The following is a 12,986-nucleotide window of genomic DNA, read 5'->3' as shown; positions in this document are numbered from 1 at the left end:
GGCGACGGCGCACCCGCCCGATATTCTTGTCACCATGACGCAGCACCAGACCGCCCAGACGATGAAGCCCGCCACCGCGGCGAAGAAGCTGGGTGTGTACCTCGACGCCACCCCTGCCGACTTCCGCGAGGGCGTCGTATCCCGCGCCGAGCTCACCGCCCTCCAGACCGACCCGCCGGAGTGGCTCATCGAGCTGCGCCGCACCGGTCCGCACCCGCGCCCCGTCGTGGCCGCCAAGCTGGGCATCTCCATCTCCGGCCTCGCCCGCGGCGGAGTCACGGACGCCCTGACCACCGAGCAGATCGAGGCCCTCAAGGACGAGAACCCGGAGTGGCTGCAGAAGGAGCGCGCCACCCAGTCCGAGGTCCGCAAGGAGACCGTCCGCATCAAGGAGATGCGCGCCGAGAAGGCCGCCAGGTCGCAGGAGGACTGACCCCCCCTCCCGGCGCTCCGGTCGGCCGATGCCCTGGCGTGCAGGAAGCGGCTACGGGAAGCGGCTACGGGAAGCGGCTACGGGGCGGAATACGGGACGGGCCTACGCCTCCGGTGTCTCCACGTACCGGAACTCCGGGCCGTAGGTCCGCCCGCTGCCGTCGGGCAGCGGGTGCTCCATGAGCCACTGGGCCGGTTCCTTGAGGCCGAACATCGCGGCGACGGCCTTGCCGAGGAGCTGGCGGGCGGTGGTGCCGTCCTCGGCCTTCCAGGCCTTCTCCAGGAAGCTCAGGAGGTGGCTGTACGCGAGGTTGCCGGCGGTGAGGCGCTGCTGGGCGTCGCTGTCGGGGACGATCGCGCCCGAGGCCGCCCAGCCGCCGGGCGGGACGGTCGCCATGCGGCGGGTGGTGGGGAGGGGGACCGGGTCGCCGGTGAAGTCCCAGCGGGGCGGGTCCTCGGAGACCTTGACCAGCTTGCGGCCGTGGTAGATCTCCCGGAAGACGTAGTAGTGGGCGAGCTCGCCGGCGGCTTCGGGGTGCGGGTTCACCGGTGACGCGGTGGTGCCCTCGCCCTGCTCCTTGATCACGCCGATGGCCTTCTCGACGGCGTTCATGGAGGTGATCGCCACGATGTCGTTGCCCGCGCCGTGGGCGGTCATCTGGCGGACGAGCTGCCGCTGTCCCGTGATCAGGTCCGCGTGCTCGCGGAACGCGTCGAGGATCGCCGTGTAGAACGCGCCGATGGACGTGCCCGGGGAGGCCGCCCTCGCCAGGGGTTCGTCGGGCTCCTCGATCTGGGAGAACAGCTTGGCGGTCTCCCTCGACAGACCGCTGAGCGACACGATGAGCCCGGGCCGCACACCGCCGGGCAGCGGCTCGGGATAGGCCGGGGCCGTGCTCGTGTGCGCGAGCTGAGGGGTGCCGCCGATGGTGGTGAGCAGGTTCCCGGCGAGACCCAGGTGGGACATCTCGTCGAAGACGACCCGCTCCAGCGCGCCGGCGACCTCGTCGCTCTCGTCCTGTATGGACCACATGGCGCACAAGTACGGCGGCAGCGTGGCCAGTTCGAGCAGCACGGCCTGCTGGAGCGATTCCTGCAGCCAGTCGGGCCCACGGCTCTCGGCGGGCTCCCGCATCAACTCGACGATCCTGTTGCTTCGGTATCCCGGAAGCGTGGTCATGAGACTCTTCCCCTCTGCACGTGCGCACGCCCGAGAGCGCCGAAGTGGTGCGAGTGATCCGAGAGGTACTTCCCACGGTACGCCGACGCCCCCGGGGCGGCTCGCTCAGCGACTCGCGTCCGGGGTACGGCACCGGGGGCCCGGGCGACATGCCCGGGCCCCCGGCCGGTCGCGCTACAGCCACGTGCCGAAGCGCCGGATGTACCGCGTCTTCACCAGCTGGGTGAGGGCGCAGTAGGCGAGCAGTACGCCGATCAGCCACGGGAAGTACGCGGCCGGCAGGGCGACGAGGCCGATGGCGTCCGCGAGGGGCGAGAACGGCAGCCAGAGGCCGGTCAGCACCGCGAGGACCGTCATCACCATGACCGGCCAGGAGGCGCGGGACTGCACGAACGGGATCTTGCGGGTGCGGATCATGTGGACGACCAGGGTCTGCGACAGCAGCCCCTCGACGAACCAGCCGGACTGGAAGAGCGCCTGCTCGGCCGGGGTGTTCGCCGCGAACACGTGCCACATGACGAGGAACATGGCGATGTCGAAGACGGAGCTGATCGGACCGATGGTCAGCATGAACCGGCCGATGCCCCTGGCGTCCCAGTTCCTCGGCTTGCGCAGGTACTCCTCGTCCATGCGGTCCCACGGGGTCGCGAGCTGGGCGATGTCGTACACCAGGTTCTGGACGAGCAGCATCACGGCGAGCATCGGCTGGAACGGGATGAACGCGCTGGCGACGAGCACCGAGAAGACGTTGCCGAAGTTCGACGACGCGGTCATCTTGATGTACTTGATGGTGTTGCCGAAGGTCGTACGGCCCTGGATCACGCCCTGTTCGAGGACGGTGAGGTCCTTCTCCAGGAGGATGATGTCGGCGGACTCCTTGGCGATGTCGACGGCGGTGTCGACCGAGATGCCGACGTCGGCGTCGCGCAGCGCGGCGGCGTCGTTGATGCCGTCGCCGAGGAAGCCGACCGTGTGCCCGTCCGCCTGCAGCGCGCGCACGATCCGGGCCTTCTGTACGGGGTTGACCTTGGCGAACACGGTGGTACGGGCGCTCAGTTCACGCAGCCCGGCGTCGTCGAGGGCGTCCAGCTCCACGCCCGTGACGACCCGGCCCACGTCCAGGCCGACGTCCGCGCAGACCCGCGCGGCCACCAGCTCGTTGTCCCCGGTGATCACCTTCACCGCGATGCCCTTGTCGGCGAGCCCCCGCAGCGCGTCGGCCGCGTCGGCCTTCGGCGGGTCGAGGAAGGCGAGGAAGCCGACCAGGGTGAGGTCCGACTCGTCGGCCACGGTGTAGCTGTCGCGCGGCGACGGCAGCGTACGGGTGGCCACGGCGAGGACCCGCAGGCCCTGCCGGTTGTGGTCCCGCGCGACGCGGGTGACGCGCGCCCGCAGCTCCTCGGTGAGGTCGACGGTCTCGCCGCGGTCCCGCACGCGGCTGCACAGGGCGAGGACCTCCTCCACGGCGCCCTTGGTGATCAGGACGTGCTCGGGCTCTCCGGCCGCTCCGACGAGGCCGTTGCGGTTGAGGACGACGGACATGCGCCGGCGCGCGAAGTCGAAGGGGATCTCGTCGACCATCGAGAACCGTGCGTCGACGACAACCTCCTCGGCCTCGTCGACGCGGTCGACGACCGCCTGGTCCATCAGGTTCCTCAGGCCCGTCTGGAAGTGCGCGTTGAGGTAGCCGTACTCCAGGACCTCCCGGTCCTCGTTCCCGTGCACGTCGAGGGAGCGGTCGAGGACGATCCGGTCCTCGGTGAGGGTGCCGGTCTTGTCCGTGCACAGCACGTCCATCGCACCCAGGTTCTGGATCGCGTCGAGCCGCTTGACGACGACCTTCCGCTTCGCCATGGCGACCGCGCCGCGCGCCAGGTTGGCGGAGACGACCATCGGCAGCATCTCGGGCGTCAGACCGACGGCCACCGCGACCGCGAACAGGAAGGCCTCGTCCCAGTCGCCCTTGGTCAGACCGTTGATCGCGAAGACGACCGGCACCATCACCAGCATGAACCGGATCAGCAGGAAGCTGACCCTGCGCACCCCGGTGTCGAAGTTGGTCTGCGGCCGCTCCCCGACGAGCGAGCCGGCCATCGAGCCGAAGTACGTGTCGGAGCCGGTCGCGACGACGACCCCGGTGGCGGTCCCGGAGGTCACCGACGTGCCCATCAGACAGAGGTTGCGGGCCTCGACGGGGTCGCCCGCCGCCGGCCGCCCGTCGTCCACGCCCCGGATGTCGTCCTTGGCGACCGGCAAAGACTCGCCCGAAAGGGCGGCCTGGGAGACCATCAGGTCCTTGGCGGCGATCAGCCGCAGATCGGCCGGGACCAGGTCTCCGGCGGCCAGCCTCACCAGGTCCCCGGGGACGACCTGGTCCATGCCGACCTCGACGGGCGTCGGCCGGCCGCCTCGGCCGGGCCTCCGCAGCACGGCGGTGGTCGTCGTCACGAGCCGCTTCAGGGCGTCGGCGGCACGCCCGGAGCGGTACTCCTGCCAGAACCGCAGCGCGCCGCTGATCAGCACCATCGCCGACAGGATGACGACACCGGGGTCCGCCGGGTCCTGCCAGAACATGACCGCCGCCAGGAAGACCAGGACGGCGATGAAGGGGTTCGCGTACGCCTTCGCGAGCTGGACGTACCAGCGCGGCGCGCGCTCCTGGGCCACCGTGTTCGGGCCGTGGCGCTCCAGGCGGGCGGCGGCCTCGGCGTGGGTGAGGCCGTTCCGGGTGGCGGAGAGGTCCCGCAGGACGAGGTCGCCGGGGCGGGCGCCGACCTCGATGAGCCGCTCGCCGGCGCGGCGGGTCCGGGCCTCCAGCTCGGCGGCCTTGCGCTCGCGACGGGTACGGGTGCCCCGGCCCGGCGGAGCCAGCTTCTCAGGGGTGAGCATGGTCATGACGAATCCTCCCTCCGTGTCTCCGGGCACGTCGAAGCGGCACCGGGAGGCACGGAGCGGTCGTGGACGCACGGGCGGCACGAGGCCCCCGGGCGACGGAAGGGAAAGGGGTGGGTACGCACGCGGACGTCTGACGGGCTCGGGTACGGGCACGGGTACGCACGGGTCCCGGATACGGACGCGGGGTCGGGCTTGTGCGTCCGCGCAGGTGTCGACAAGGGTGTCGATATGCGTGTCGATACGCGCGTCGGTACTCGGGCCGGCGCGTGCGCCGACTCGGATGTCGGCGCACGCGTCAGACGTGCACGTCAGAAGAGTTCACGTACGGGAGGCGCGGCAGCGGGGCGGCGCCGGAGAGATGCCGGAACGGGCCGGGAGCGGCGGGCGTCCGGGCGGCGTCGAGACGTCGCCGGGGTCAGCCGACCGGCAGGATGCGGCAAGGACTTCCTTCGGGACTCATCCCGAACACCTCCTCGCCTCGCGCCGACAGAACCGTCGCCCACCGCACGGGACGTGCGGTCCGGGGGCCCTGGGGCTCGACCTCGCGGCGACACCTTGACCGTACCCCATGCCGCGCCGTGCGCGATCAGGACGAAAGTCCCGTCAGGCCCGGGCCGTAAGTCGGGAGTGACCGTCCGGCCGGCGTCTTTCGGGCAGGCGCTCAGCGCTGCGTGAGCAGGGGGAGCGAGGACAGATACTCCTCCGGCACCAGGAACGCCTCCGTCAACTCCTGGAGATACGGGGCGAGTCGAGCGGTCAGCTCGCGCACCACGCACGGGAGCGCGGTGACCTGGGCGGCCGTGAGGGCGCCCTCGGCGAGCAGCAGTCCCGCGCGCGGCTCGATCCGCTCCAGCAGGAACAGCGCGCACAGCTCCCGCAGCACCGCGCGGGTGGCGGCGTGCGGCACACTCGCGCACGCGGCGGTGAACGCCTCCGCCGCGCGTCCCACGGCGTGCGCCTCGACCATCCGCAACGCGGACGAGGACGCGGCGTTCCACCGCCCGAGCGGGTCGCCGCCGGGCGCCGAACGCAGCTCGTCCCGCGCGGCCGCGTGCCACCGGCGCTCGTCGGCGGCGAGCAGGCGGCGCAGGAAGACCGGATCGGTCAGCGGTTCACGTCCCGTCGCGCGCCCGGCGGCCGGGGCGAGCTCCTGCCCGAACAGCATCTCGGAACCGGCCTTGCACCAGACCGCCAGGTTGTCGCCCTCCGCGGTGATCGCCCCGTCGATGTTCGCCGGGTACTCGGCGAGACCGTTCACCGGGAACATCGCGCGGGCACCGCAGCGCTCCCGGGCCTCCAGGGTGATCCCGCGCGCCTGCCAGGTGATCCAGCCCTTGGCCACGGCCACCAGACGCTCGGCCTCGGCCCGCTCCTCCGCCTCGTGCGCCAGCCACCGCCGCACGACCGCACGGTGCAGGAAGGTCATGGCGTACGCGGTGGCGACGCCCCGCAGCAGGGGCGCCTGGTGGGTCCGGTGCGCGGCCAGGACGACCCGTTCGCCGAGGACCGGGCCGGAGATCGTACGGGTGTGGGCGTAGCGCACGGCCACGGTCAGCGCGGCTCGCGCGCCGCCCAGCGTCGCCGCGCTCATGCACAGCTTGCCGACCGTGACCCGCCCGATCGTGTGCAGGATCCGCCGACGCGGGCTGCGGACCGCGCCGGTCACCCGGCCGTCGGGGTCCATCCGACCGTGGGCGCCCTGGAGCAGGGCGGTGCGGGGGAGCCGTACCCGGTCGAAGGAGGTGACGCAGTGGTCCACCGGGCTGCCGACCCGCTCGGGCAGCGCGCTGACGCGGACACCGGGCAGGAGGCCGTCCACGTCGCGGAGCGGCACGAGGAAGAGGAAGACCCCGTGGTCCTCGGCGTCGACGAGGAGCCGGGCCGCGACGACGGCGGTCTTCGGGCCGCCCGCCGGCCCGGTGTTCGGCATGAACTTCGCCGCGCCCTCGTGCGGGGTGTGCAGCACGAACTCCGCGCGGTCGCGGTCGTATCGGGCGACGGTCTCCAGCCCGGCGACGTCGTTGCCGTGCGCCCGTTCCGTGCAGAGGAAGGTGCCGACGCGGTCGAGCGAGAGGAAGGGGCGCAGATCGCGCGGCGGCGAGACCGTGTCGTCGAGGAGGCTGCCGAGAAAGAGGTTGTAGTGGATCCCCGCGACGGTGGCCGTCGCACCGTCGACGACGGCCGTCCACTCGTGCAGCGCGGCGAGCCCCCGCGGGTCGCCGGCCAGCCGCTCGGGCGCGGGGAGTTCGGCGTTGACCGCACGGAGGCGCTGGTAGGAGAGCCGCCGGCGGTCCTCGGGGGAGGCGTCCGTGCGCGGCGCGAAGAGGTCGGTGGAGATCAGCTTCCGCCAGTACCCGTGCGTCGTGTCCCCGTCGTCCCAGGAGTCCCAGGTGTCCCAGGAGTCCCCGGTGTTCGAGGTGTCCGTGCGCTCCTCCTCGGGGCCGTCCCGGAACAGCGGTCGCGAGAGTTCGCGGACGTCGGGTGGGGCGAGCGGGCCGGTGCGCGCGAGGTCGGCGGGGGTATGGGTGATGATCGACATAATCCGTTCAACGACACCGCGCACCCAGGGAAACCACCTGGTGCACAACGGCGCATGACGTTTATCCGAATTGCGCCGGGGCGGGTGTCGCCGGTGATCCGTTCAGCACGGCCGGTACGGAGTCGCGCAGGGCGCGGATGAGCGCGGCGACCGCCGGGTGGGGCCCCGCGCCGCCCCGGAAGGCGATCCTGGTGCGCCGGCGCACCGGCAACGGGGTGAGGCGCACGCCCGGCGGGGGTGCGAGCGCGCCGAGCTGCGGGACCACGGCCACGCCCTGACCTGCGGCCACGAAGGCCAGCACGGTGGCGAACTCGTCCACCTGGTGCCGTACGCGGGGCGCGAACCCGGCCGCCCGGCAGACCCGTTCGGTCACCGCGCGGCAGAGCGTGTCGGGGGCCGACACGATCCAGGGGGCGTCGTGCCAGGGCGCGAGGACGGCGAGCCCGTCGCCCCGGCCGTCGGGTGCGGCGGCTTCGACGGGTGCGGCGGTCGCGCCCCGCGGCGCGGGCCCCTCGGCCGAGCCGCGCGAGGGTGCGTGCGTGGCGAGGAACATCGCCTCCTCGCACAACGGCTCCTCCGCGAGCCCCGGTTCGAGGGCCGCAGGCACCAGGTCGTAGCCGTGGACCAGGGCCACGTCGAGATCCCCCGCGCGCAGGGCGTGCGCCACGGCGGCCGGGTCCACCTCCGAGACCATCGGTTCGAGCGCCGGATGCCGGGCGGCGAGCAGGACGAGCGCACCGGGCACGATCGTGCGGGTCGCGGTCGGGAAGGCGCCGATGCGGAGCGGCCCCGCCGGACCGTTGCGCGCCTCGGCGAGTTCGGCGCAGGCCAGTTCGAGGCGTTCGAGCACGGCTTCGGCGTGGCGGACCAGCTTCTCCCCGGCGGGTGTCAGACGCACGCGTCGCCCGGTCCGTTCGAGCAGCGGCACTCCGGCCTCCCGCTCCAGCGTGGCGAGCTGCTGCGACACGGCCGACGGGGTGAAGGACAGGGCTTCGGCGACGGCGGCGATGGTCCCGCGCAGGGCCAGTTCGCGCAGCAGACGCAGACGTCGTACATCGAGCATCAGCTCAGCTTACGGTTCGGATCGGAAAAGCGAACTGGACCTGAGGGGTCCGGCGCGCCCACCCTCGGAGGCATGGCACACGCACAGGACTTCACCCCGCACGGCATCCACGTCCCCCTCGTCACCCCCTTCGCGCGCGACGGCCGCCCCGACCTCGACGCCCTGGCGGGCCTGGCCCGCTCCGTCCTCGACGACGGCGCCGCCGGCCTCGTCGCCCTCGGAACGACCGGGGAGGCGGCCGCCCTCGACGCCGACGAGCGCCGGGCCGTCGTCGACACCTGCGCCGGGGTCTGCCGCGAGCGCGGCGCCCAGCTCGTCGTCGGCGCGGGCGGCGGCGGGACGGACGCCGTCGGCCGGGAGCTCGCCGCGATCCGGCGGTGGCCGGAGGCGCGCGCGGCGCTGGTCACGGTGCCCGCCTTCGTCCGGCCCTCGCCGGAGGGGGTGCTGGCCCACTTCGCGCGGCTCGCCGCCGACAGCCCCGTACCGCTGGTCGCGTACCACATCCCGTACCGCACCGGACGGCCGCTCGACGCCGCCACGCTGCGCGCGCTGGGGAGCGTTCCGGGCGTCGTCGGGGTCAAGTACGCCACCGGCTCCGTCGACGCCGCCGCCGTCACTCTCCTCGGCGACCTGCCGCCGGACTTCGCCGTCCTGGCGGGCGACGACGTCGTCGCCTCGCCGATGCTCGCCCTCGGCGCGAGCGGCGGCATCCTCGCCTCGGCCCATCTGGCCACCGGCCGGTTCGTGGAACTCGCCGAGGCCTGGCGCGCGGGCGACACCGTGCGCGCCCGCGCGCTCGGCCACCGCCTGGCCGGACTGTCCTCACTCCTGTTCGCCGAGCCGAACCCCACCGTGATCAAGGGAGTCCTGCACGCCCAGGGCCGCATCCCGACCCCGGACGTGCGTCTCCCGCTGCTTCCGGCGGGCGAGGCATCCGTGGCGGCGGCCCTGCGGGAGCTGGAGGAGCCGGCGGCATCCGGGGCCGAACGCCGCCTCGTCGAGGCGGGGGCCGCGGGCGGCAGGTAGCGACGGCGCTCGGCCGGACCGTGCCTGCTCGTCCGTCGCTCAGCCCGCCCGTACGGTGCCGACGTGGCTCTCTTCTCGCGCTCCTGGTCCGCCTTGCGCCCGGCGGTCGCCGATGTGGGCCCCCACGTCACCTGCCGCTGCCTCGGCTCCTCCTCCCCGCCGTGGCCAGGGCGGTGTTGACGGTCACCACGATCGCGAAGGCGAGGGTCCAGCCCGGCCCGGCCAGGGTGGAGAGCGCGGCCGTCGCGGCGCCGAAGACCAGGGTCTTCACGGCGAGGACGCCCGCGAGGGGGAGGGGGATCCGGGCCTTCGGGGCGGCGAACAGGCCCCACACGGTGGCCGCGGCGGCGGGGGCGGCGACGGCCAGGAGGAGGCGGGGGACCGTGGTCTCCGGGGTCTGCCAGCCCCAACAGGCCAGGAGGGCCAGGGCCGCGAGTTCCAGGAGGAACGCCAGCGCCTCGTTCAGGACGTGCAGGGGTGCGGGCAGCTTCATGGTGGTCCATTCTGCGCCAAGTGCTGCCAACTGCGGCCGAATGTTGTCGGACTGCTGTCACGTCAGATCAACAACGTGTAACGAAAGGAGACTTGTCAGACAGAATCCTTCCCTCCGGTACCTGTGGCCTGGGATCTTGCGTCCACCCCACACATCACAGGACCCGGCCGGCGCCACCAGTGCCGCCGGGCCATCGGAGGACGCATTGTTTTCCCACATATCCAGCCGGCTGAGACTCACGATCGCGGCCGCTGCCGTCGTCAGCGCCGCCGTCGCCCTCGCCGCCCCCGCCCAGGCCGCACCGACCGGGCCCTCGGCCCCCGCCGCGCCGACGAGCCCCCGCGAGGTGACCGGCGCGCAGGCCACCACCGGCGCGCAGGCCACCACCGGCACCTGGGCCGCCGGCACCCGTGCCTACCTGGTGATCACGGCGCCCGGCGCCACCGCCTCCGCGCAGACGGCCGTGACCGCCAACGGCGGCACCGTCTTCGCCGCCTATGACGCCATCGGCGTCATCGTGGCCCACTCCACCAGCGCCTCCTTCGCCGCCACCATGCGCGGCGTCTCCGGTGTGCAGCAGGTCGGCGCGACGCGTACCTCCGACGTCCCCGCCGACGCCTACTCCCCGGCGCTGCCCGCGAACCCGACGCAGTCCGCGACCACGCTGACCGAGTCCAACCGCTGGGACATGACCCAGATCAAGGCCGACCAGGCCTGGGCCGTCAGCACCGGATCCGCCTCGGTGAAGGTCGGTGTGCTGGACACCGGCGTCGACGACCAGCACCAGGACATCGCGCCCAACTTCAACGCCGCGGACTCCGCCTCCTGCGCCTACGGCAAGGCGGACACCCGCGCCGGTGCCTGGCGTGACGTCGGCACCCACGGCACCCACGTCGCCGGCACGATCGCGGCCGCCAAGAACGGCAAGGGCGTCATCGGCGTCGCGCCGGGCGTGAGGATCTCCTCGGTCCGCATCGCGGAGCCCACCAGCAGTCTGTTCTTCGCGGAGAACACCATCTGCGGCTTCGTCTGGGCCGGTGACCACGGCTTCAAGGTCACCAACAACAGCTACTACACGGACCCGTGGCAGTTCAACTGCCCCGACAACGTGGACCAGGCCGCCATCATCGAGGGCGTCCGCCGCGCCCAGGCGTACGCCGAGGGCAAGGGTTCGCTCCAGGTCGCCGCCGCCGGCAACTCCAACTACGACCTGGCGAACAAGACGACCGACTCGGAGAGCCCCAACGACTCCACCCCGGTCACCCGCACGATCACGAACGCCTGCATCGACATCCCGACCGAGCTCCCGGGCGTCGTGACCGTCGCCGCGCAGGCCAGCGGCGGCGCCAAGGCCTCGTACTCCAACTTCGGCAACGGCGTCATCGACGTCGCCGCCCCGGGCGGGGACGGCGCCACCCAGGTGTACTCGACCCTGCCGGGCGGCAAGTACGGCAACATGAGCGGCACCTCGATGGCGTCCCCGCACGTCACCGGCGTCGCGGCGCTCATCGCGAGCGCCAACCCGACGTACACCCCGGCGGACATCCGCGCCGCGCTCGCCACCCAGGCGAACGACAAGGCCTGCCCCTCGGACACCCGCTGCCAGGGCACCACGGCCAAGAACGGCTTCTTCGGCGAAGGCGCGGTCGACGCCCTCAAGGCCGTCGGCGGCTCCACCACGCCGCCCACCGGCCCGTACTTCGAGAACCTGAACGACGTCACCATCGTCGACAACGCCACCGTCGAGAGCTCGATCGCCGTCACCGGTGTCACCGGCAACGCGCCCGCGACCCTCAAGGTCGGCGTCGACATCAAGCACACCTACCGCGGTGACCTCGTGCTCACGCTCGTCGCTCCCGACGGCACGGTGTACCCGCTGGAGGACTTCGCCAACAGCGACAGCGCCGACGACGTCCTCAAGACGTACACCGTCAACGCCTCCTCCGAGGTGGCCAACGGCACCTGGAAGCTGCGCGTCCAGGACATCGCCAGCCAGGACACCGGCCGCGTCGACGCCTGGAACCTCACCTTCTAGGCAGCGGGCGCCCCGGCGCCACCCGGACGTACCAGCGCCCCGCCCTCGCCGTGAACTCCACGGCGGAGGCGGGGCGTTCGGCGTTCGGCGGCCGGGTTCAGTCGAGCGGGTCCAGCGTGAGGAACGCCTGACGCGGATCGGCGTCGTGGACGAGCGACTCCTGCGCGCCGACGTCGTCGAAGGCGAACCCGTACGCCTTGCCGTCCGCCATCTGGGCGTGGACCTTCCGGGAGTAGTGGTTGGTCACCGCGTCCTGGTAGAAGCCCGCCGCCGAGGTGTCCGGCTGGTGCGGGTTGGTGAGCAGGGTCGACCGGTTGTAACCCGCGCACAGCGTACGGGAGATGGGGCCGCGCACCTGGTCGTTGGGGGCGTCCAGGAGCTTGTGGCAGCCGAACACGCTGTCGGAGTCGGGCTTGCGGAAGGACGTCACGATCGCGCCCGAGCCGTCGGTGAAGTTCATCGTGTCCCCGGACACCCGGCCGTAGTAGACGACGGACGGGCGGTCCGCGAAGGGCGTCACGGTCAGGGTGGAGCTCGCGTACCGGGCCCAGACGCGGTCGATGTAGCCGGCCATGACGTCCCCCGGCAGGGCGCCCGCCTCGATGCCGTGGCCCGGTGCGAGCGCGCGCAGGAGGGTGCCGTCGGACCGCGTCCGGATCAGCCCCGCCCAGCCGGGCTGCCCGCGCAGCGCGTCGAAGAAGCCGCGGTAGCCACCCGGCCTGAGGTGCCCCGTGGTCGCCACGCCGCCGTCGGGACGCTTGACGCCGACGGCGTACGGGGCCGAGAACATGTCCACCTGGGTGCTGTTGATCCACAGCCCGGCGTCGTTGAGCGTGTACTCGGACCAGTTGAAGAGGATGTCCCGGTTGGGGTCGCTCGGGTTCTGGACGGCCGGCTGCACGAGCCCGCCCGTGGCCACCTGGAAGACCAGTTTCCGGCCGTAGCTGAAGTACACGCGCCCCGAGAACTTGGGCATCCGGATCGTGAGCGACTGCCCCGCGGCCGGGCCCGGGATGGAGGCGTCGGGCGCGGGTGTGGGGACGGGGCCGCCGGCCGGCCACGGATGGAAGGTCCCGCCCGCGTCGGCCCAGCCCTGCCGGCCGGTGGAGAGCTCGGTGCCGAGGTTGTAGAGGTAGACCGGCTCGGCGCGGCGGGAGTCGTTCTTGACGGTGAGCGGGATGGTGGCGGGGACGGCGGCCTGGACCGCTGCGGGGGCCACGGCGGCCTGGACGGCGGGGGAGGGGGCGAGGAGGGCCGCGACGGCGGCGAGGGGGGTGAGGGAGAGCAGGGTGCGGGGGATCCGGCGTCGGTGTCCGTGGCGGC

9 protein-coding genes are annotated in these 12,986 nt (G+C 72.8%); 3 read left to right on the top strand and 6 right to left on the bottom strand.

Annotated features, from left to right (window positions below):
* Positions 1–34: 34 nt before the first annotated feature.
* The gene (locus tag ACZ3ZE_RS11440) at positions 35–433 is read left to right on the top strand and encodes a DUF5997 family protein (protein WP_361167583.1); all 399 of its coding nucleotides are present in this window, start codon (positions 35–37) and stop codon (positions 431–433) included.
* Between the two features lie 102 nt (positions 434–535).
* Here ACZ3ZE_RS11440 and ACZ3ZE_RS11435 read toward each other — a convergent pair whose 3' ends face one another.
* The 4 genes from ACZ3ZE_RS11435 to ACZ3ZE_RS11420 form a co-directional block, all read right to left on the bottom strand.
* Positions 536–1,612, bottom strand: a complete 1,077-nt coding sequence (locus ACZ3ZE_RS11435; protein WP_361167586.1) for a ferritin-like domain-containing protein — start codon at positions 1,610–1,612, stop codon at positions 536–538.
* A 174-nt stretch (positions 1,613–1,786) separates the two neighbouring features.
* The gene (gene mgtA / locus ACZ3ZE_RS11430; RefSeq protein WP_467258626.1) at positions 1,787–4,507 is read right to left on the bottom strand and encodes a magnesium-translocating P-type ATPase; all 2,721 of its coding nucleotides are present in this window, start codon (positions 4,505–4,507) and stop codon (positions 1,787–1,789) included.
* Between the two features lie 661 nt (positions 4,508–5,168).
* Entirely contained in the window at positions 5,169–7,046 is a 1,878-nt protein-coding gene (locus ACZ3ZE_RS11425; protein WP_467258623.1) for an acyl-CoA dehydrogenase family protein, read from the bottom strand.
* A gap of 61 nt (positions 7,047–7,107) precedes the next feature.
* On the bottom strand, positions 7,108–8,109 hold the full coding sequence (locus ACZ3ZE_RS11420) for a LysR family transcriptional regulator (RefSeq protein WP_467258620.1): 1,002 nt from the start codon (positions 8,107–8,109) through the stop codon (positions 7,108–7,110).
* 72 nt (positions 8,110–8,181) lie between these two features.
* Here ACZ3ZE_RS11420 and ACZ3ZE_RS11415 point away from each other — a divergent pair, with 72 nt between their 5' ends.
* Positions 8,182–9,135, top strand: coding sequence for a dihydrodipicolinate synthase family protein (locus ACZ3ZE_RS11415; protein ID WP_442304960.1), 954 nt, complete (start codon positions 8,182–8,184; stop codon positions 9,133–9,135).
* 127 nt (positions 9,136–9,262) lie between these two features.
* On the opposite strand, the gene ACZ3ZE_RS11410 is transcribed toward ACZ3ZE_RS11415, so the two are convergent.
* Positions 9,263–9,628 (bottom strand): YrdB family protein, encoded by a 366-nt coding sequence (locus tag ACZ3ZE_RS11410; protein WP_442304959.1) that lies wholly within the window; start codon positions 9,626–9,628, stop codon positions 9,263–9,265.
* A 205-nt stretch (positions 9,629–9,833) separates the two neighbouring features.
* Between ACZ3ZE_RS11410 and ACZ3ZE_RS11405 the strand changes: the two genes are divergently transcribed.
* Positions 9,834–11,663, top strand: a complete 1,830-nt coding sequence (locus ACZ3ZE_RS11405) for a S8 family serine peptidase (protein WP_467258617.1) — start codon at positions 9,834–9,836, stop codon at positions 11,661–11,663.
* 97 nt (positions 11,664–11,760) lie between these two features.
* Here ACZ3ZE_RS11405 and ACZ3ZE_RS11400 read toward each other — a convergent pair whose 3' ends face one another.
* Complete coding sequence (locus ACZ3ZE_RS11400; RefSeq protein WP_467259273.1) at positions 11,761–12,963, bottom strand: glycoside hydrolase family 64 protein; 1,203 nt, start codon at positions 12,961–12,963, stop codon at positions 11,761–11,763.
* Positions 12,964–12,986 lie beyond the last annotated feature (23 nt).

This window comes from Streptomyces sp. NPDC023157 (assembly GCF_055560575.1).
Note: the sequence above shows the minus strand (reverse complement) of the source record. Positions and strands in the feature narration are given on the sequence as shown.